At 64.3% G+C, this 19482-nt stretch carries 21 protein-coding genes and 1 tRNA gene; 12 read left to right on the plus strand and 10 right to left on the minus strand.

Annotated features, from left to right (window positions below; all coding sequences use genetic code 11):
• Positions 1 to 10 precede the first annotated feature (10 nt).
• Together GTW58_RS05960 and GTW58_RS05965 are read left to right on the plus strand one after the other, a co-directional pair.
• Entirely contained in the window at positions 11 to 1147 is a 1137-nt protein-coding gene (locus GTW58_RS05960) for a UDP-N-acetylmuramate dehydrogenase (protein ID WP_370448273.1), read from the plus strand.
• A 16-nt stretch (positions 1148 to 1163) separates the two neighbouring features.
• A complete protein-coding gene (locus GTW58_RS05965) occupies positions 1164 to 1646 on the plus strand; it encodes a PGPGW domain-containing protein (protein ID WP_232818026.1) in 483 nt (160 codons plus the stop codon).
• Between the two features lie 95 nt (positions 1647 to 1741).
• On the opposite strand, the gene asd is transcribed toward GTW58_RS05965, so the two are convergent.
• The 7 genes from asd to GTW58_RS06000 all read right to left on the minus strand — a co-directional run bounded on the left by asd (position 1742) and on the right by GTW58_RS06000 (position 7701).
• Positions 1742 to 2887: an aspartate-semialdehyde dehydrogenase gene (asd, locus tag GTW58_RS05970; RefSeq protein ID WP_119932869.1), complete on the minus strand. Its 1146-nt coding sequence runs from the start codon at positions 2885 to 2887 to the stop codon at positions 1742 to 1744.
• A gap of 90 nt (positions 2888 to 2977) precedes the next feature.
• Positions 2978 to 3307: a GNAT family N-acetyltransferase gene (locus GTW58_RS05975; protein WP_119932870.1), complete on the minus strand. Its 330-nt coding sequence runs from the start codon at positions 3305 to 3307 to the stop codon at positions 2978 to 2980.
• Between the two features lie 78 nt (positions 3308 to 3385).
• Positions 3386 to 3949 carry a dihydrofolate reductase gene (locus GTW58_RS05980; RefSeq protein ID WP_119932871.1) on the minus strand — a complete coding sequence of 188 codons (564 nt, stop codon included), beginning with the start codon at positions 3947 to 3949 and terminating at the stop codon, positions 3386 to 3388.
• Positions 3949 to 4818, minus strand: a complete 870-nt coding sequence (locus tag GTW58_RS05985) for a thymidylate synthase (RefSeq protein WP_189587245.1) — start codon at positions 4816 to 4818, stop codon at positions 3949 to 3951. The genes GTW58_RS05980 and GTW58_RS05985 overlap by 1 nt, the downstream gene beginning before the upstream one ends.
• 48 nt (positions 4819 to 4866) lie before the next feature.
• Positions 4867 to 5838: an NUDIX hydrolase gene (locus tag GTW58_RS05990; RefSeq protein WP_119932873.1), complete on the minus strand. Its 972-nt coding sequence runs from the start codon at positions 5836 to 5838 to the stop codon at positions 4867 to 4869.
• Positions 5839 to 5967: 129 nt separating this feature from the next.
• Positions 5968 to 6969: a mycothiol synthase gene (gene mshD, locus GTW58_RS05995; RefSeq protein WP_119932874.1), complete on the minus strand. Its 1002-nt coding sequence runs from the start codon at positions 6967 to 6969 to the stop codon at positions 5968 to 5970.
• A 27-nt stretch (positions 6970 to 6996) separates the two neighbouring features.
• Positions 6997 to 7701: a response regulator transcription factor gene (locus GTW58_RS06000; protein WP_119932875.1), complete on the minus strand. Its 705-nt coding sequence runs from the start codon at positions 7699 to 7701 to the stop codon at positions 6997 to 6999.
• Between the two features lie 267 nt (positions 7702 to 7968).
• On the opposite strand from GTW58_RS06000, the gene GTW58_RS06005 reads away from it, so the two are divergent.
• The 3 genes from GTW58_RS06005 to ygfZ all read left to right on the plus strand — a co-directional run bounded on the left by GTW58_RS06005 (position 7969) and on the right by ygfZ (position 10511).
• A complete protein-coding gene (locus GTW58_RS06005) occupies positions 7969 to 8577 on the plus strand; it encodes a hypothetical protein (protein ID WP_119932876.1) in 609 nt (202 codons plus the stop codon).
• A gap of 114 nt (positions 8578 to 8691) precedes the next feature.
• The gene (locus GTW58_RS06010; protein WP_119932877.1) at positions 8692 to 9288 is read left to right on the plus strand and encodes a heme-binding beta-barrel domain-containing protein; all 597 of its coding nucleotides are present in this window, start codon (positions 8692 to 8694) and stop codon (positions 9286 to 9288) included.
• A 35-nt stretch (positions 9289 to 9323) separates the two neighbouring features.
• Positions 9324 to 10511, plus strand: coding sequence for a CAF17-like 4Fe-4S cluster assembly/insertion protein YgfZ (ygfZ, locus tag GTW58_RS06015; protein WP_119932898.1), 1188 nt, complete (start codon positions 9324 to 9326; stop codon positions 10509 to 10511).
• A gap of 90 nt (positions 10512 to 10601) precedes the next feature.
• Here ygfZ and GTW58_RS06020 read toward each other — a convergent pair whose 3' ends face one another.
• Positions 10602 to 11633, minus strand: coding sequence for a 6-phosphofructokinase (locus tag GTW58_RS06020; RefSeq protein WP_119932878.1), 1032 nt, complete (start codon positions 11631 to 11633; stop codon positions 10602 to 10604).
• Positions 11634 to 11956: 323 nt separating this feature from the next.
• Here GTW58_RS06020 and ppk2 point away from each other — a divergent pair, with 323 nt between their 5' ends.
• Positions 11957 to 12859: a polyphosphate kinase 2 gene (gene ppk2 / locus GTW58_RS06025; RefSeq protein ID WP_052209278.1), complete on the plus strand. Its 903-nt coding sequence runs from the start codon at positions 11957 to 11959 to the stop codon at positions 12857 to 12859.
• Positions 12860 to 12964: 105 nt separating this feature from the next.
• Here the strand turns inward: ppk2 and GTW58_RS06030 are convergent, their stop codons facing one another.
• Positions 12965 to 13342 (minus strand): hypothetical protein, encoded by a 378-nt coding sequence (locus tag GTW58_RS06030; protein WP_231559330.1) that lies wholly within the window; start codon positions 13340 to 13342, stop codon positions 12965 to 12967.
• A 65-nt stretch (positions 13343 to 13407) separates the two neighbouring features.
• Positions 13408 to 14643 carry a pyridoxal phosphate-dependent aminotransferase gene (locus tag GTW58_RS06035; protein ID WP_119932879.1) on the minus strand — a complete coding sequence of 412 codons (1236 nt, stop codon included), beginning with the start codon at positions 14641 to 14643 and terminating at the stop codon, positions 13408 to 13410.
• 338 nt (positions 14644 to 14981) lie between these two features.
• Between GTW58_RS06035 and GTW58_RS06040 the strand changes: the two genes are divergently transcribed.
• The 6 genes from GTW58_RS06040 to GTW58_RS06065 all read left to right on the plus strand — a co-directional run bounded on the left by GTW58_RS06040 (position 14982) and on the right by GTW58_RS06065 (position 19198).
• A tRNA-Trp gene (locus tag GTW58_RS06040) sits at positions 14982 to 15054 on the plus strand.
• Between the two features lie 118 nt (positions 15055 to 15172).
• Positions 15173 to 15436, plus strand: a complete 264-nt coding sequence (secE, locus tag GTW58_RS06045) for a preprotein translocase subunit SecE (protein WP_119932880.1) — start codon at positions 15173 to 15175, stop codon at positions 15434 to 15436.
• 154 nt (positions 15437 to 15590) lie between these two features.
• Entirely contained in the window at positions 15591 to 16427 is an 837-nt protein-coding gene (gene nusG / locus GTW58_RS06050) for a transcription termination/antitermination protein NusG (RefSeq protein WP_119932881.1), read from the plus strand.
• A gap of 198 nt (positions 16428 to 16625) precedes the next feature.
• Positions 16626 to 17054 (plus strand): 50S ribosomal protein L11, encoded by a 429-nt coding sequence (gene rplK, locus GTW58_RS06055; protein ID WP_047688090.1) that lies wholly within the window; start codon positions 16626 to 16628, stop codon positions 17052 to 17054.
• A 113-nt stretch (positions 17055 to 17167) separates the two neighbouring features.
• Complete coding sequence (gene rplA / locus GTW58_RS06060; protein WP_119932882.1) at positions 17168 to 17872, plus strand: 50S ribosomal protein L1; 705 nt, start codon at positions 17168 to 17170, stop codon at positions 17870 to 17872.
• Positions 17873 to 18046: 174 nt separating this feature from the next.
• Positions 18047 to 19198 (plus strand): GNAT family N-acetyltransferase, encoded by a 1152-nt coding sequence (locus GTW58_RS06065; RefSeq protein WP_119932883.1) that lies wholly within the window; start codon positions 18047 to 18049, stop codon positions 19196 to 19198.
• Positions 19199 to 19482: the final 284 nt, after the last annotated feature.

Genomic DNA, 19482 nt, shown 5'->3' on the forward strand with positions numbered 1-19482 from the left:
GCTCGTTAGGATGACGGTCATGACCGCCGAACCCACTGTGACCCTGGCCGAACTCACCACCACCGCTGTGGGCGGCCCGGTGGGCCACTATGTGCGCGCCGAAACCGAGGACCAGATCGTGGCAGCCGTGAAAGCTGCAGACGAGGCCGGTCAGCCCCTGCTGGTGGTGGGCGGTGGCTCCAACCTGTTGGTGGGAGATGCCGGATTCGACGGCACCGTGGTGCACGTGGCCACACGGGGAATCCACGTGGACCACTCCTCCGACTGTGCGGGAACCTTGGTGAGCGTGGCTGCGGGGCATCCGTGGGATCAGGTGGTGGCCTGGGCCGTGGAGAACGACCGCGTGGGCATTGAAGCCCTCTCCGGCATCCCCGGGACCACCGGGGCCACCCCCGTGCAGAACGTGGGTGCTTACGGGCAGGAGGTCTCCCAGACCATTGCCCGGGTCAAGGTCTATGACCGTGAGGCCGGGCGCCGCACCTCCTTTGCCTTTGCGGATCTGAAGTTCGGGTACCGCGATTCCATGCTCAAGCGCAGCACCGTGAACGGATCCCCGCGCCACGTGGTGCTTGAGGTCCAGTTCCAGTTCACCCACGGGGATTCGTCCAAGCCGATTCGCTACGGCCAGCTGGCACAGCACCTGGGGGTGGAGATCAACCAGCGTGCACCCATGACAGCGGTACGGGAAGCCGTTTTGGCGCTACGCGCCGGTAAGGGCATGGTCCTGGACGCCTCCGACCGTGACACGTACAGCACGGGTTCGTTCTTCACCAACCCGATTGTGGAAGAACATCAGGCCGATCAGGTGGTGCCGCCGGAGGCTCCACGATTCCCGGTGGTGGATGCCGCCGGTGAGCCCGTGGCAGGCCGGGTGAAGCTTTCGGCCGCCTGGCTGATCGAGAATGCAGGCTTCACCAAGGGTTTCGGATTGGAGGCCACCACCAACTCACGTCTGAATGTGAGTGGCTCCAGTGTTTCGGACGGGCGATCCTCCCTGTCGACCAAGCACACGCTGGCGCTGACCAACCGAGGTCAGGCCACCTCATCCGACATGGCCGCACTGGCCCGGACCGTGCGGGACGGGGTGCGTGAAGTCTTTGGGGTGGAGCTGGTGCCGGAGCCCGTGACCGTGGGCATGGATCTGTGACAGAACAGGTTGGTCCATGACTGAGCGTGGCCGGGTGGCACCCGATCCTGCAGAGTCTGAGCTTGCCGATGAACTGCGCCGGGGCCAGGACCGCAGTCACCCCATCCGGCGTCGCATTGAACGGTTCCAGGCCTGGTCACACAAGGGAACCAGGCTGCGCCGCGTCATGGTTCGGGGATCCATCGCCCTGATCGGATTCGCCCTGTTCATCGCCGGTGTGGCCATGCTGGTTCTGCCTGGCCCCGGATGGGTGTTCATCTTCCTGGGGATCGGCGTGTGGTCCATGGAATTCGACTGGGCGCATCGCCTGAACCAATGGGCGTTGAGGAAGCTCAGCGTGGTGTGGGCCCGCTGGCAGGCCACCCCGTTGATGCAGTGGTGGCGCTGGTGCCGCTCAGGTCCCCGTCGGCAAGCGGCAGACAACATCCACGGTGCGCAGCTCCAGGCCAGGGGAGAACCCGTGACCTTTTCAGCGCGCAACAGCTTCCCAGGTCACTGAAACAGCCCAGAAAAGTGACGAGATCATGCGTTGATGCACTCTTTCACCGCAAACAGTGCATCAACGCATGATCTCGATGGATCAAAGGGTGGAGCTCAGAGTGTGCCCACCGCGATCTTGAGCATGCGCCGCAGCGGCTCGGCAGCACCCCACAGGAGCTGATCGCCCACGGTGAAGGCGGAGATGTACTCCGGACCCATCTCCAACTTGCGGATACGGCCCACCGGAACCTCCAAGGAACCGGAGGAGGCCACCGGGGTCAGATCCACGGAGGAGGCCTCCTTGGTGTTGGGCACCACCTTGGCCCATTCGTTGTCGGCATCCAGGAGGCGCTCGATCTCCTCCACGGAGATGTCCTCCGTGAGCTTGAGCGTCATGGCCTGGGCATGGGAGCGCATGGTGGCGATCCGCACGCACAGACCGTCAATCGGAATGCGGTTCTCAGCGGTGCGGCCCAGGATCTTGTTGGTCTCGTCCCCGGCCTTCTTCTCCTCCCGGGACTGGCCGTTGCCCAGGTCGGAGTCGATCCACGGGATCAGGGAACCGGACAGCGGGGCGCCGAACTGCGTGGTGTCCAGTTCACCGGAACGCTGCTTGGCCAGGATCTTCTTGTCGATCTCCAGGATGGCGGAGGCGGGATCCGCCAGGCCCTCGGCAACCTCGGTGTGGAGGTCACCGAACTGCTGAAGGACCTCACGCATGTGCCGGGCACCGCCGCCGGAAGCGGCCTGGTACGTCATGGAGGTCGCCCATTCGACCAGTCCGTTGCGAAAGAGCCCGCCCATGCCCATGAGCATGCAGGAGACCGTGCAGTTGCCGCCCACAAAGTCCTTGACACCGGAATCCAGCCCGGCATCAATCACGTTGCGGTTCACGGGGTCCAGCACAATGATGGAGTCGTCATTGCCACGCAAGGTGGAGGCGGCGTCGATCCACAGGCCGTCCCATCCACGTGCGCGCAACTGGCCGTGAACAGCGGAGGTGTAGTCACCACCCTGGGCAGTCACGATGATCGGCAGCGCTGCGAGCTTGTCCAGGTCGTGGGCGTCCTGCAAGGTTCCGGTGTCACCCAGACCCTCAATGGTGGGAGTCTGCGCGCCGGGGGAGGACGTGGTGAAGAAGACCGGGTTGATGTCGGCAAAGTCGCCTTCGGTCTTCATCCGGTCCATCAGCACGGAGCCGACCATGCCGCGCCAGCCGACCAGGCCGACGGAAGGGGTGGAGTTGGCGGTGGAAATCATGCTGTCCAGTCTACGGACCGCATCCTTGGGCTTCGAGGCGTGGTTAACGGATGTGAGACAGCTCGCAATCCGTGTGACCTCCGGCCAGGTTCAGGCCACCAGACCGGCGTACTGGGGAAAGCGTTTGAGGTAGTCCTGGACGTAGGTGCACGTGGGATGGATCAACGTCCCTGAGGCCCGGCAGCTGTCCAAGACCAGGGTGATCAACGTGCGGGCGTAACCCTGGCGGCTGAAGCGTTCGTCAATGATGGTGTGCTGCAGCTCCACGGCACCGTCGTTGCGGCGTTCCACGGCCACAAAACCGATGAACGTCTGCCCGTTCCACAGTTCAACCCGGTTCTTCTCCTGGTTGTCCGTCAGCTTCAGTTCAGGGTCCTCCCGGACCTGGGGCTCGGTGTACTCGGTGTTCTCCGTGCTCATGCGGGCCTCCTGTGTGGATTGTGGTGCATCCCACTCTAAATGGTGCTGCGCCGATCCAAACGGTGCTGCGCCGACAGCTCAGCTGGAACTGGCCTGGTCCTTCACCCATGTCTGCACTCGCCAGGCCACCCCGGTTCGGGACCGCGCCTGGTCCTGGTCCTCCGTCAGACGCCATCCGTTGCCCAGCTGGGGTGCGTGGGTGTCACCGTCAGCTGCGAGCTCCAGCACGGAGACCAAAGCGCGGGTCACCGGGTGCTGCGGGTGCTGCAGCGCGTGCCGGTAGAGCTGGCCTCCGCCGATCACCCAGATCAACTCACCACCATCAGCCGCCTGTGCCCTCTCAACAGCTTCCTCATAAGAGCTCACCACGACGACGTCGTCGGGGCCCACCGCTGCCCTCACGGACTCCGGTGCGGAGGTGATCACAATGTTGGTCCGCCCAGGAAGCGGTCGGAATGTGGGGGGAAAGGACTCCCAGGTGCGGCGGCCCATGATGACCGGATGGCCCATGGTGGTGTCACGGAAGTGGGCAAAGTCCTCCGGAACGTGCCACGGCATGGTGCCGTCGTTGCCGATCACCCCGTCCACGGTCTGCGCCCAAATGGCCGCGATCTGCGGTTGTGCCGATTCTCCGCCCTGCATCAGACCGCAACCGGGGCCTTGATGGTGGGGTGATGCTGGTAGTTCACCAGCTCGATGTCGTCGAGCTCGTAGTCGAAAATGGTCGCCGGCTTGCGCTTGAACTGCAGCTGCGGATACGGGAAGGGCTCGCGGGTCAGCTGCTCGGCCACCTGCTCCTGGTGGTTGTCGTAGACGTGGACGTCCCCGCCCGTCCACACGAACTCCCCGGGTGCCAGGTCCGTCTGGTGAGCCACCATGCGAGTCAGCAATGCGTAGGCCCCGATGTTGAACGGCACCCCCAAGAACATGTCCGCGGAGCGCTGGTAGAGCTGGCACGAGAGCTTGGCCGGGCCGGACTCCTGGGGCTCCACCCAGAACTGGAACATGGTGTGGCAGGGCGGCAGCGCCATGTCATCAACCTCGGCAGGATTCCAAGCGGTCACGATGTGCCGGCGCGAATCCGGGTTGGTTCTGATCTGCTCGATCACCTTGGCGATCTGATCGATCGTGCCACCATCCGGTGTTGGCCAGGATCGCCACTGGACACCGTAGACGGGACCCAGTTGCCCGTTCTCATCCGCCCATTCATCCCAGATGCTCACGCCGCGTTCCTGCAGCCAGCGGACGTTGGAGGAGCCTCGCAGGAACCAGAGCAGCTCCAGAGCAACGGACTTGAAGTGCACCCGCTTGGTGGTGATCAGAGGGAAGGACTCGGAGAGGTCAAAGCGCAACTGGCGCCCGAACACGGAGCGGGTGCCGGTGCCGGTCCGATCTGACTTGTGTGCGCCGGTGGAGGCCACCTGGGCCAAGAGGTCCTCGTAAGGGGTGGGAATGGCTGGTGTGGTCACAGGGGTGCTCCTTGGGTCCGCGTGGTCGCGGCGATGGTTCATGTGCTCTGCTGAGCACAACACCTTGAGGGGGTTGGGTATTCGGCCGGCTCAGGGGTCAAACGGTTTGACGATCTCCAGGGACACAGCACGACGCCGATGCCGACGGGAGACCTGAAGCACAATCATCTGCCCCGGGGCCAGATAAGGGTCCTCACCAGGCAACATGTCCCGCAGCTCGGCGGGCAGATGGTGACACAGAACCTTCAAGGCAGTGGGCAGCACCGGGCGGTGTGTGCAGATAGCTGCTGACTTGTCCTTGTCGAACAACGTTTCCACCACGGCGGCAGCCTTGCGCGGGCTGCGCTTGTGGGAAGCCTCCGTCAGTGCGGGGCGTTCCTTGACTTTGATCCCGGCGTTCTTGGCATACGGCGTCACGGTGGAGAGGCAACGCAGCCAGGGGGAGGAGATGACGCGCCCTGGTGACCAGGTCTGCAGCAGCTTGGTCACAGCCAGCGCCTGGCGTTTGCCGGTGGCAGCCAGGGGCCGGTCACCTTCGGCCCGGGACCAGGAGGAACGCGGCTTGGCCTTGGCATGACGCACCAGCAACACCGGGCGGACGGAAAGATCCCCTGCCTGGTGCAACTCGATCAGCCGCTTGAGTGGCTCGACGTCCGTGGTGTTGGTCAGCATCCGCCCGGCCTGCTCCGGGCTGACCCACCGCAACTCGTCCACTTCGTTGCCATCAGGCCGCCCATTGGTGAAGGCGGGCAGCTCGGCACTCCAGTAGTAGACGTGCTTGACGCCCGCTTTGACCTTGTAGGAGATGGCAGGCAGCGGGACACCCAATCGCACCTTCAGCCCGACTTCCTCCATGACCTCGCGGTACGCCGCCTCGGGGAGGGTTTCGTCGTCGTCAACCTTGCCCTTGGGCCAGGACCAGTCGTCATAGCGAGGACGGTGAATGACCAGCACCTCGATGCTGCCATCGGATGCGGGACGCCAGCAGAGGCAACCGGCTGCGCGGACGTCAGGGGAGGAGTCGGGGACCTGCGCCGAAGTGCGGTAAGCAGATTTGGGCATGAGGTTCCCTGTTTCCTCTCTGCAAGGCGGGCCACCCCGGTTCAGGGTGGGCCGCGCGCGGTTGGCTGGGCCAAGACATGCTAACCCGTCCCGGCGCATCGATCGCGCCCGGAGCGCTGCCCTGGGCCGTCATGAACGGCTGAACATCACGTCCACGTGCCACGGCTGAAAACCCAGGGCGCGGTAAAGGTTGAAGGCCACCGTGTTCTCCGCGTCCACGTAGAGCAAGACCTCATCCAGGCCCTGGTCAGCCAAATGGTGCAAACCTGCCGCGGTCAAGGCTTTGCCCAGACCTCGCCCTTGCTGGTCAGGCGCTGTTCCAACCACATGCACTTCACCCCGGGCCGGTTCCGTTGAGGTGGCCGGGTGGACCTTGGTCCAGTGGAACCCGGCAATGGTGTCCGGATCATCCACGGGGTGAGCCAGCAAGAAACCCTGGGGGTCGAACCAGTCCTCGGACTCCCGCGCTCGCAGGTCCTCAAGGGTCATGCGTCCCTGCTCGGGGTGGTGGGCAAAGGCGGCGGCATTGACGCTCAGCCACGCCTCCTCGTCGCGGCCCACCTCGAAGGCGCGCAGCGCCAGGCCCTCCGGGAGAGTTGCATCGAGTGCCTCCCGCACACCATCCAGCGGCATCAGCAGGCGGTGGAGTTCGCGAACGGGGGTGAAGCCCAAGGAATCAGCCAGTGAGCGGGCAGCTGCGTGGTCACCGTGCGCCCAGGCATCCACGGCCGTGTCCTTGACCGCCGAGGTGGACAGTGCTGCTTCAATCAGCGCCCGCCCCACCCCGGTGCCGCGGTGTTCCGGTGCCACCACGGCTTCCAGGACGGCCGGTTGCCCCCGGTGATCAGCCGACTCATCTGTTGGCCCGGTTTCATCTGCTGCACCGGCACCCGCGTTCCCGTGAATCACGACGGCGGCACCCACCAGTGCGTCATCGCACCCCGGGGCGGCGGATCGGGCGCCGATCAGCGTGACCGTCTCAGGGGCTGAGCGCAGCTGAACCAGCGTTTGATCCGAGAACGGGGGATCGCCGTCGTGATCTGCGGCCTGATTGCCCAGGGCAACCACCGCTTGAACGGTGAGCGGTCTCAGGTCTTCGCGGGCAACGGAAGGGCTGGGGTTGGTGTTCACGGTGGCCTGCCTTCCCCGTGGCCGGGTTCAGGCTTCGCCGCCGAACCTGTGCTCGGAGGAGCGGTCGGCGGACAAGCTGTAACCCACGTTGCGCACGGTGGTGATCATGTGTTCGTGGTCCGAGCCCAGTTTGGAGCGCAGACGCCGAACGTGGACGTCAACGGTTCTGGTTCCACCGTAGTAGTCATAGCCCCAGACCTCGGAGAGCAACTGGGAGCGGGTGAAGACTCGTCCCTGGTTCTGTGCCAAGAACTTCAACAGCTCGAATTCCTTGTAGGTCAGATTCAGGGCTTCGCCGTTGACGTGGGCGGAGTAGGCGGCCTCGTCAATGATCACGGAGCCCACGTGAATGCGCTGGTCATCCGTGTCCTCGGGGACCAGCACACGGGCTGAGGCCAGTCGCAGGCGTGCCTCCACCTCAGCGGGGCCTGCAGAATCCAGGACAACGTCATCCACCATCCAGGTGGAGGCCACGGCGGCCATGCCACCTTCCGTGAGCACCATGATCACTGGAGCTTCCAGGCCCTTTCCCCGCAGCAGTTGGGCAAGGTTGCGTGAGGAGATCAGATCTTTGCGGCCGTCCACCAACACCAGATCCGCAGTCACGGCCTCCACCGGTCCGGAGACCATGCGAGTGGGCTGGACGGAGATCCTGTGGTTCAACAGGTCAAGGGCAGGCAGGACCGTTGCGGAAGGTTCCGTGGAGTCGGTGAGCACAAGGATCTCTAACAACCGGTTCACTCCTGAACTTTTTGGTGAGGCTTGAGGTGCCCGCCGACTGGTGGTGACCAGTATAGAAAACCGTGTTTCCGCCAGATTGCGGGTGGTTTCAACCGGATTGCGCAGGGATGACCCCGGCTGCCGCTATCGTGGGGCAGAACATTTCCGCCTTGCGGCCTCCCATTCGTTCGTGCGCCGCAGGCGCTGCCGTCCAGCTCCCTTGTGGTGGCGGCACCTTCTGCACCCGCTGTCCCCAATCCCTCACCCAGGAATCACTGCATGCGCTACACCAAGATCATCGTCACGTCCGTGGTGGCCCTGATCCTCGCCCTCGTAAGCGCGGCTGTGGGTGGAGCCGCGCCAGTGATCGTGGTGGTGGCCATGAGCGTTGTGATCGGACTGGGCTGGTCCCTGGCGGTGGGAGTGCCCGCGCGTTACCGCCACAACGTGATCATCTTGATCAGCGGCATCCTGGCAGCTCTGCTGTCCTGGTTGCACCCGGAACAGCGGTTCGTGTGGCTGCCGGCCATCGTGGGCGTGGCGCTGATCGCCACGTTCATCGCGGAGCTGGTGCGTGGAGAAGGCGCCAAACACCGGCTGGAGTCCACCATTTCCTCTGTGGTGGCTGTTCTGGCCGTGGTCTCCAGCTCCGGGTGGATTGCGCTGTCCCAGTCCTTGCACGCAAGCGGACAGTCCCCGCTGACAGCTGTGCTGATCTCCGGTTTGGTCAGTTTTGTGGTCATTGGCGTCATCGGGGCCCGCTTGGTGGCCTCAGCGCCCCAGGAAGGACCCAAACGAGGCATTGCATCCTTGGCGGTGACACCCGTGGCCCTGTTGGGCCCGGCCGTTCTGTTCACCTCGCACTGGGTCGGCATCGTGGTAGCTTGAGGCCATGCTTGCTCTTGAGATTTTCTTCCTTGTTCTGCTGGTTCTGGCTTCCCTCTGCATCGCAGGCATCGCCGCGATCGTCCTGAAGGGTCTGTACAAGGGCCAGAAGTAATCGTGCCGGTCGAAATCCCCACAGACCTCACACCTGAACTTGTTCCCTTCGCCTGGTTGTTAGGTGAATGGGAGGGGGACGGATTCCTGGGCTACGCCGATGTTGACCAGCGCCCGTTCCGCCAGCACGTTCACTTTGTTCACCATGGACTGCCCTTCCTGGAGTACCGCGCTGAGACGCACCTGATCGACGACGGCCTTCCCTCGCGTCTGATCGCCGTGGAAAGCGGTTTCTGGCAGCTGGACCGCCGATTCGAGGACGGGGACTTGGGCCCCGGACTCATGCCGCCGGACGTTGTCCCCGTGCTGCGGGACGCCGAATCCGTGGAGCGACTGCGAACAGGCTCAGGCGGTTTCCCCGTGTTGGCCACCATCAGCAGGCCCGGGGGTGTCAGCGAACTCTACGTCGGAGAAATCAACGGCCCGCGGATCCAGCTCGGCACCGATGCCGTGATGCGCGCGGCCGGAGCCATGACGTACACGGCCGCCACCCGCATGTTCGGATTGGTCAACGGAGACCTCTTCTGGGCTTGGGACATGGCTGCTGAAGGCCATGAGCTGGCCACACACGCATCTGCAGAGTTGAAAAAGAAGGACTGATCGCCGTGGCAGAGGCCGCCCAACTCTCGCCCGTGATGAATGCTGTCCACGGTGCCGTGCAGGCCACCGGGGCGGATACAGGCGTGGCAGCCCACTACGGAGATCCCCTGCGTGAACAACGCGCGTTGGTTCGCGGCCAGGCCGTGGTGGACCAGTCCCATCTGGGAGTGCTCACGGTCCAGGGCCCGGACCGTCTCACCTGGTTGACCACGTTGAGTTCTCAGGTGCTGACCGCCCTGGCTCCGGGCCAGAGCGCAGAAACGTTGTTCCTCTCCGTGCAGGGGCGGGTTGAATTCGCTCCGCACGTCCTGGATGACGGAACGCGGACCTGGTTGATCGTCGAAGCCCATGAGCTCCAGCCGCTCAAGGACTGGCTGGAGCGGATGCGCTTTGCCCTGCGGGTTGAGATCGCCGACCGCAGTGCTGACGTGGCCGTTGTTGCTGCCGTTCAGATGCCGGAGCATGTGCGCGCTGCATCTGCACGGCTCTCGGCAGTGGAGGAGGGTCTCCCGGAAACCGAGGCCAATGCGGGCATCGTCCTGATGTGGACGGATCCTTGGCCGGGTGTGCTCAACGGGGGGTGGGCCTACGGGATCACCGACGGGCATCCGGCGGCCGGTCGGTGCTGGCACCAGGCTCTGGTGGCGCGCACGGAACTCGTGGACGTGCTCACAGGACCGGCTGCAGACGGTATGCAGCTGGCCGGATCCTGGGCTGCCGAGGCGCTGCGCATAGAAGCCTGGCGGCCCCGTCCGGGCGTGGACACGGATGACCGTTCCGTGCCCCACGAGCTGGACTGGCTGCGCACCGCCGTCCACCTGGAGAAGGGCTGTTACAAGGGCCAGGAGACTGTGGCCCGTGTGCACAACCTGGGGCATCCGCCACGGCGCTTGACCTTCCTGGACCTGGACGGTTCCGAACACACCGTGCCGCCAGCAGGTTCTGAGGTGCTCCTGGGGGACCGTGTGGTCGGTCGAGTGACGGCAGCACAGTTGCATCACGAAGCCGGCCCCGTGGCCCTGGCCGTCCTCAAGCGGGCCGTCGATCCAACGGCTGACCTGACGGTGCGGGCCGTGCCATCCACATCGGCTCAGCAGCCAGATGACGATTCTCACGACGACGCCCCGCTCGAACACTGGGCGGCGGCGCAAACCGTCGTCGTGCCGCCTGAAGCCGGCCAAACTGTTCAGCGTGAGAAGGGTTTCCTGCGCGGGCCGCGCTGAGGCGGCCACACAAGCCTTGGGGGCGGTCACCACACTGTGGTGACCGCCCCCAAAGCATCTTCGCGACCCTGCTTGAGGACCGCTGCCAACTCAGCGGCCGAAGAGGATCTTGGCCTCGTCGTACCGGGCCTCCGGGACGGTCTTGAGGCCGTCCAACGCCTCGGAGAAGTCCACGCGCTGAACATCGGTGCCGCGCAGAGCCACCATCTGGCCCCATGCGCCATCGCGCACCAGATCCACGGCACCCATGCCGAACCGGGTCGCCAGCACACGGTCAAAGCTGGTGGGGGCGCCGCCGCGCTGAATGTGGCCCAGGATCGTGTTGCGGGTCTCGATCCCGGTGAGGCGCTCGATCTCCTGGGTCACGTAGTCACCGATTCCGCCCAGGCGCGGGCGGCCATCGGCTTCCAGACCCTTGTTGTGCAGAACCTCGTCAAAGCCTTCCGGAATGAAGCCCTCAGCAACCACCACCAGGGGGGAACGCCCGCGCTCGTGGACCTCGGAGACCCAGGCGGCAACCTGTTCCATGGGGACCTCCTGCTCCGGAATCAGAATGGCGTGGGCGCCGGCGGACATCCCGGAGTGCAGGGCGATCCAGCCCACGTGACGTCCCATGACCTCGGCCACCATGCACCGGTGGTGGGAGTCGCCGGTGGTGCGCAGACGGTCCATGGCGTCGGTGGCGATCTGCACGGCGGTGTCGAAACCGAAGGTGTAGTCGGTTGCCTGGAGATCGTTGTCGATGGTCTTGGGCACACCCACCACGGGCAGTCCGGCATCTGCCAAACGCTTGGCACCTGCCAGGGTGCCCTCGCCGCCGATGGCCACAATGGCGTCCACGCCGAGCTTCTCAATGGTCTTGGCAATGTTCTCCGGGCCACCGTTGGGGCCGTCAAACGGGTTGGTGCGGGAGGTACCCAGGATGGTGCCACCCACGCGGGCCAGACCACGCACGGAGGAACGCGGAAGATCCATGATGTCGCCTTCAACAACACCGCGCCAGCCGTCCAGGAAGCCCACCAACTCGTAGTCATAGGACTTGATGCCGTGCAACACGGCACCACGGATCACAGCGTTCAAACCGGGGCAGTCGCCACCGCTGGTCAGCAGACCGATCTTCATGTTTGCTCCTCCATGAGGTTGAGAAAGAGATCGAGGGAGGGGGTCGACCGGCGCTTGACGGCCACCCCGTGGTGGAGTGCCTCTCACGCCCACCCCCAGGTGAACTCCCCACCAGTCTAGGAGTTGATGCAACCTTCACCTTGCTTGTTGGCACCAGATGCCTCGCCCTGCGCAATGGTGCCGTGAACCCGCGGTGAACGGGGCGATCCCGGTGCCCAGGAGCATTAGGATGAGTGGTGAGTCACAGCACGCGGTGGGGGCTCGCCTCCTCACCTGCCTGCGTCATCCCCGCGTCACGCGGACACTGCAAAGGAGTGGTCGATATGGCAGAAGCCCCCAAAGAAAACCTCAGGGAGTTCATCGACAAGCTCGTGGAGCAGGGATACACCGTCCAGGAGGGCCACTCACCTGATCCCGATCTGATCGATCCCGGTGGATCGGCGGTGGAGACCTGGCGTGAGGGCTACCCGTACCAGGAGCGGATGTCCCGGGATGACTACGAGATGGAGAAGTACAAACTCCAGATCGAACTGCTCAAGTTGCAGTACTGGACCCAGGACAACAACCTGCGCCACATCATCGTGTTCGAAGGCCGTGACGCTGCAGGCAAGGGCGGCACCATCAAGCGCTTCATGGAGCACCTCAACCCGCGTGCTGCCCGGACCGTGGCACTGAACGCCCCCACCGAGCGAGAGCGGGGCCAGTGGTACTTCCAGCGCTACATCCAGCACTTCCCCACGTTCGGGGAAATGGTGATGTTCGACCGCTCCTGGTACAACCGCGGCAACGTGGAACGTGTCATGGGTTTCTGCTCGGATGACGAGTACGAAGACTTCATGAACCAGGCGCCGGCCTTTGAGAAGATGCTGGTGGATTCCGGCATCCACCTGACCAAGTTCTGGTTCTCCGTGACCCAGCACGAACAGCGCACCCGTTTTGCCATTCGCCAGATCGACCCGGTGCGCCGATGGAAGCTCTCCCCGAACGACCTCGCCTCCCTGGACCGCTGGGACGACTACACCTTGGCCAAGGAAGAGACCTTCCGGCGCACGGACGCGGACCACGCCCCGTGGATCACCATCAAGTCGAACGACAAGAAGCGCGCTCGCCTCAATGCCATGCGTTACTACTTGAACCAGTTCGATTACGACGACAAGGACACCTCGGTGGTCTATGAGGCCGATCCCTTGATCGTACGCCGGGGCCGGGACGCCGTCGACGACTGACACGAACCCCACCCGCCATGAAGCCGAGACCTCCGTTACGCCCCATCCCACACGGGATTTTGGGCCGTAACGGAGGTGTCGGCTTGTGGGGACGGGGGCTGCAGCTCAGGTGCGGTCGGCCAGTGCCCAGGCGGCTGCGGCGTTCACACCGGTGACCGTGAGCACGGAGGGCCAGGCGCCCATCTTCTTGGCCAACGGGTGGGAGAGGCCAAAGCCCAGCAGGTACGTGGTGCTGAGGGCTGCCGTGGTGATGGGTCCGGACTTGCGCCACCAGTTGTGCGCTGCGGCGGCACCTGCGGCGAACAACACCGCGCCACCCAGCGGGCGCACGCCCGTCCACCGGGCCACACCGTAGCCACCGATCAGCCCCACCGTGACCAGTGCAGATGTGGGGATCTGCTCGGTGGCAGCCTGTGCTCCCGTGTAGAGATCTGTGAGGTCTTCCCGCAGAGTCACCTGCGGGGCCGTGGACTTCTTGGACATGTGAACCTCTTCCGACGTACTGAGATCTGCGGGCGGGATGGCTGTGCTGCCATCCCGCCCCATGGTCACTTGGCTGAGCCCAGGAACTTCTGCAGGCGCTCGATGCCTTCGGCAAGGTCGTCGTCGCCCAGGGCGTAGGAGAGACGGAAGTAGCCTGACGGACCGAAGGCCTCGCCCGGGACCACGGCAACCTTGGCCTGGTTGAGCACCAGCTCGGCAAGTTCCGCCGAGGTCTGGGGCGTGACACCACCGAATTCCTTGCCCAGCAGGTTGCGAACGTCCGCGTAGGCGTAGAACGCACCTTGCGGGGTGGGCACCTCAACGCCCTCAATGGCGTTGAGGCCGTCCACAATCTTTCGACGACGACGGTCGAAGGCCTCCTTCATCTTCCCCACCTGGTCCATCGGGCCCGTGAGGGCTGCCAGGGCTGCACGCTGCGCGATGTTGTTGACGTTGGAGCTCAGATGTGACTGCAGGTTGCCGGCCGCCTTGATGACGTCCTTGGGGCCGATCATCCAACCCACTCGCCAACCGGTCATGGCGTAGGTCTTGGCCACGCCGTTGAGCACGATCACGTTCTCGGCCAGTTCGGGGCAGGCCCCCGCAATGGAGGTGAACTCCAGGCCGTCGTAGACCAGGTGCTGGTAGATCTCATCCGTGATGACCATCAATCCCTTGGCCGCAGCCCAGGCGCCCAGTGCCTTGATCTCCTCTGCCGTGAACACGGAGCCAGTGGGGTTGGAAGGGGAGCACAGCAGCAGCACCTTGGTGCGCTCCGTGACGTGTTCCTCCAGCATCTCCGGGTTGACCTTGTAACCACGCTCGGGGCCTGCGAACACCTCCACGGGCACACCACCGGCCAGGCGGATGGCTTCCGGGTAGGTGGTCCAGTAGGGGCTGGGCAGCAGGACTTCGTCGCCGTCGTCCACCACGGTCTGGAAGGCCTGGTACACGGCCTGCTTGCCGCCGTTGGTCACGATCACCTGGGAAGGATCCACGCTCCAGCCGGAGTCCCGTGCGGTGACATCGGCAATCGCCTGACGCAGTTCGGGCAGGCCCGATCCGGCCGAGTAGCGGAAGTTGGCGGGGTTCTTCAGTGCTTGCGCAGCAGCTTCCACGATGTAGTCGGGGGTGGGGAAATCCGGTTCGCCTGCACCGAAGCCGATCACCGGCTCACCGGCAGCCTTGAGTTCCTTGGCCTTGAAATCCACCGCCAATGTGGCCGACGGTGCAATGGCACCGATCCGGCGCGAAATACGGGATGACGTGGTGGGAGCGGTCTTGGACGTTGGGTCTGACATGACCTTGGGGACCTCCTTGTGCCCTCACAGGCTGGCCGCGTGAGCAGTGCCTCTTTGGGGGCTGTGGCTGTAACAGGCGGGCGTGGCCCATGCTACCCGTGGGCGCCCTTGCCCTGGCATCGGGTGGCGGCCGTTCAATTGCCAGCCGTCGCGCGGTGGCTTATACTCTGGCGCTGGTGTTCAACCACCATTGGTTCGTGATGCCCACAAGCGTTTCGTGATGACTGCAACGTTCAAGGCGTAGCGGGTGGCAACCAGTGGTAAGGTCTTTCACCGGTGTTCGACCCGGAAGCCAGCAATCCGCACGTGTGCGGCGGGGCTACGGGGTGGCATCACCTAGGGCAGTGGCGCAATTGGTAGCGCAGCGGTCTCCAAAACCGCAGGTTGCAGGTTCGAGTCCTGTCTGCCCTGCGTCGCACCATTGCGGGTGTGGCGCCGGAAGAATCGAATGTTCGGTGCTTCGGCCCACGCCCGTGTGGCACATCGACCCACACCGAGGGCAACGCGCGCAGTGCCTGGAGGAGAATGAATGTCGCAGACAACAGCCACCGATCGCCCCGGCGGCGAACCGGACGAAGCCCCCTCGGGGATCTTCGGCCGGATCTTGCTGTTCCTGCGCCAGGTCCTCGGCGAACTGCGCAAGGTGCACACCCCCACGCGCGCGGAACTTGTGCAGTACGTGCTGGTGGTTCTGGTTTTCGTGGCCTTCATGATGGCGCTGATCTCCGTCTTGGACCTCGGCTTCGGACAGCTGGCCATGCTGGTTTTCGGTGAGGGCACGATCGCCAACTAGAGCGCGGTTCGGCCGCACCGGCACCCCAAACAGATGCCTGCGGGAGTGCACTGATTCCATCCGGTCCTCGGAAGTTCAAGAAATCAGGCTCACCCGTAGGACTCACGGAGACCCTTGGGTCTCATACAGAGCAGAGGAAAGCAGGACACCTGAAGTGACCGAGCACCAGGCTGAGAACGACGTCGAACTCAACGCCGACTCCCCGGCCGAACAGCCCGTGGCTGAGCCGGCCGATCAGGCTGCCCAGGAGCCCACTGACTCCCTTTCCGTCCAGGAAGCGGACCTGCAGTTCGCGGATGACGCTCAGGCGTCCCCGGAGGTCGCCGCAGCCCAGGCCCCTGCGCACGAGCAGGACGCTGAGGCCGCCGATCCCCGCGCCGAATTCGCTGCCAAGCTGCGGCGCCAGGAGGGCGACTGGTTCGTCATCCACACCTACGCCGGTTACGAGAACCGCGTGAAGACCAACCTGGAGACCCGCATCCAGTCCTTGAACATGGAAGAGGACATCTTCCAGATCGAGGTCCCCATGGAAGAGGTCGTGGAGATCAAGAACGCCCAGCGCAAGACCGTGCGCCGCGTCCGGATCCCCGGTTACGTGCTGGTTCGCATGAACCTGACCGACGCCTCCTGGGGCGCTGTCCGCCACACCCCGGGTGTCACCGGGTTCGTGGGTCAGGACGCCTACAACCCCAACCCGCTGCGGATCGATGAAGTGGTTGACATGCTCAACCCGGTCTTCGAGACCCCGCAGACCGCTGCCGACGGCGAGGCTCCCGCCGCCGCTGGTGGTGTCCCTGCAAAGGCTGCTCCGGCTGTGACCGTGGACTTCGAGGTCGGGGAATCCGTGATCGTCAAGGAAGGCGCATTCGCAACCCTTCCGGCCACGATCTCCGAGATCAAGGTCGAGTCCCAGCAGCTGGTGGTTCTGGTTTCCATCTTCGAGCGCGAAACCCCGGTCACCATCGCTTTCGATCAGGTCTCCAAGATCTGATCATTCCCGCCGCCTCCTTGATAGGGACGCACCGCGGTCGACGACGACCGCCACGGCCGGCTTGCTGGCCCCAAAACTTCGGCCAGCCCCGGGACACGCTTTGCCCAGGGCTGTGCCGTCCGGTCACCGCGCCACGGTGACCACCCGCCGTCGTACGCTCCTGTGCGGCGGTACGTTCAGCAGAAAAGGACCATCACCATGGCTCCCAAGAAGAAGGTCTCTGGCCTGATCAAGCTGCAGATCCAGGCTGGTGCCGCCAACCCGGCTCCGCCCGTTGGCCCCGCGCTCGGTGCGCAGGGCGTCAACATCATGGAGTTCTGCAAGGCCTACAACGCGGCCACCGAGTCGCAGCGCGGCAACATCATCCCCGTGGAGATCACGGTCTACGAGGACCGTTCCTTCACCTTCATCACCAAGACCCCTCCGGCCGCTCAGCTGATCAAGAAGGCTGCCGGCATCTCCAAGGGTTCCGGCGTCCCGCACACCCAAAAGGTCGGCAAGATCACCTGGGACCAGGCACGTGAGATCGCCACCACCAAGCAGGAAGACCTCAACGCCAACGACGTTGAGCAGGGCGCCAAGATCATTGCCGGCACCGCCCGCTCCATGGGCATCGAGGTCGAGTGATTCGGGTTCTCCCGAACACCTGAGCTCCACCCGCTGGCAACAGCAGACAGACAACACGTGGCAGGGCCGAGCGCGGTCCGTAACGACCACGACTGCACAAGGAGAAGAAGCAGATGGCCAAGCGCAGCAAGGCGTACAAGGCAGCAGCAGCCAAGATCGAAGAGGGCAAGCTCTACACCCCCGCTGAGGCGGTTGCCCTGGTGAAGGAGATCAACTCGTCCAAGGCAGATGCAACCGTTGAGGTTGCCATGCGCCTGGGTGTTGATCCCCGTAAGGCAGACCAGATGGTTCGCGGCACCGTGAACCTGCCCAACGGCACCGGCAAGACCGCCCGCGTGGTGGTTTTCGCCCAGGGTGACAAGGCAGCAGCGGCTGAGGCCGCAGGCGCTGACTTTGTGGGTTCCGATGACCTCATCGCCAAGGTGGCCGGTGGCTGGGTGGACTTTGACGCCGCCGTGGCAACCCCGGACATGATGGGCAAGGTGGGTCGCCTGGGCAAGGTCCTGGGTCCCCGTAACCTCATGCCGAACCCCAAGACCGGCACCGTGACCATGGACGTGGCCAAGGCTGTTGAAGACATCAAGGGCGGCAAGATCGACTTCCGCGTGGACAAGCACTCCAACCTCCACTTCATCATCGGCAAGTCCTCCTTCGACCAGAAGGCTCTGGCGGAGAACTTCGGTGCAGCTCTGGAAGAGGTGCTTCGTCTGAAGCCGTCCTCCTCCAAGGGCCGTTACGTCACCAAGATGACCGTGGCCTCCACCTTCGGCCCCGGCGTCCCGGTTGACCCGAACGCAACTGAGGTTTCGACCGACTGATTTCGGTCGACTCATCGAGCTGGTGGCAGTTCGGTACGGCATCATCACCTGATGGCGTACCGAACTGCCACCAGCTTTTGTGTGCCCTGTGCCGGGTGACGCCGCAGGGCTCGGTCCGGAGTGCGGCCTGCCGGTAGTGTGGACGGACGTCGCAGTCGTCACGAAAGGTCCGTTGTGAGCATCCCGCAGCCGGTGGTCATTCAGCAGGTCCGCATCCCGGACACCTTTGACGACGACGCCGCCCAGGTCTTGGGTGAAATCGCTGAACTGGTGCGCCGCTCCCGCGAGTCCGTGTGGGGCACGGGGGATCTGGTCAACGATGCCGAGGACCTGTTCCGGGATCTGCATGACCCGTGGGAACGGGTGGTGTTGCTGACCGCTCGAACTGACGGACAGTTGGCGGGGCGCGCGGAGGTGCGGCTGCCGTTGATCGTGGAAACACGCAGCGCCCAGATCTTCCTGGCAGTGGACCCGGATCATGAGACCGGGGGAGTGGGATCCGAACTGTTGGCGGCTGCCGAGTCCGTGGCACAGTCGGAGGCCCGCCGCGTGATGGTGATTCATTCCGAACACCCGGGCCCGCAAGACATCCAAGGCGATGGCCGAATCGGCTCGGCCACGGGTGCCTTGCCGATCATTGATCCTGATGCCTGGATTTCAGCAGCTGACGGGTCGGGGCGCTTGCCGGTGGCCAACCGCCAGACACGGTTCGCCGTCAGGTTCGGCTATGAACTGCAGACCGTCAGTGACGTCAGCCGCATCCGCGTGCCGCTGGACCCACACGAGCATGAGCGCCTGAGTTCTGAAGTCGAATCGCATCCAGGCGCTGAGGACTACCGCATCCACACCTGGATGGGTGCAGCACCTCAGAACTGGTTGGACTCCCTGGCCAAGCTCCATGAACGCATCCCGTCGGACTCGTTCGTGCCGCCGCGGTTGTGGGCGGAGGAGCCGTGGGATGCAGACCGCGTGCGTCGCACGGAGGCGCTGCGGGAGGAGAACGGGGACATCTCCCTGATGTCCGTGGTGGAACACGTGCCGAGTAGAGAGCTGGTGGGCATGACCGAGGTTGTGCTGCCGGGCCCTGATGCCAGCATCTGCTTCCAGGACGAAACCGTGGTGCTGCGGGACCACCGGGGCCGCAGGCTGGGGTTGCGCCTGAAGTTGGCCAACCTGGCGGCACTCGAACGGCAGACACCCAACGTGCATTCCATCTACGTGTGGACACACAGCGGCAACATCCGGATGAACTGGGTCAACCGCAGGTTGGGAGCCCAGACCCTGGGCCGTTCGGCCGTCTGGTCACGCCGAGTCGGCATCGAATGAGACATGGGCGGCCTGTCCCGTCGTCGTCGTGATTCGGCCTTTTTGCGGCTGATCGGCGGTGCCAGATGACGCATCTCAAGCCGGTTGCCTCACATCAAGTTGCGTGGCGCGCACATGGCGGTTACTCTTGAGACATCCAAAGACCGTCGGTCGTGGTTCATCATGTATGCAGCACACCTGGTGCACACGTGAGGAACCGCCGTAAGAGCCCGCAAGGGCGTCCAACGCAGGTGTCCTGAACGTTTCTGTTCGTGCTTGATCTCCATGTCAAGTGTGTGCCTCAA

Origin of the sequence: Kocuria subflava (assembly GCF_012163155.1) — a bacterium.
GTDB lineage: Bacteria > Actinomycetota > Actinomycetes > Actinomycetales > Micrococcaceae > Kocuria > Kocuria subflava.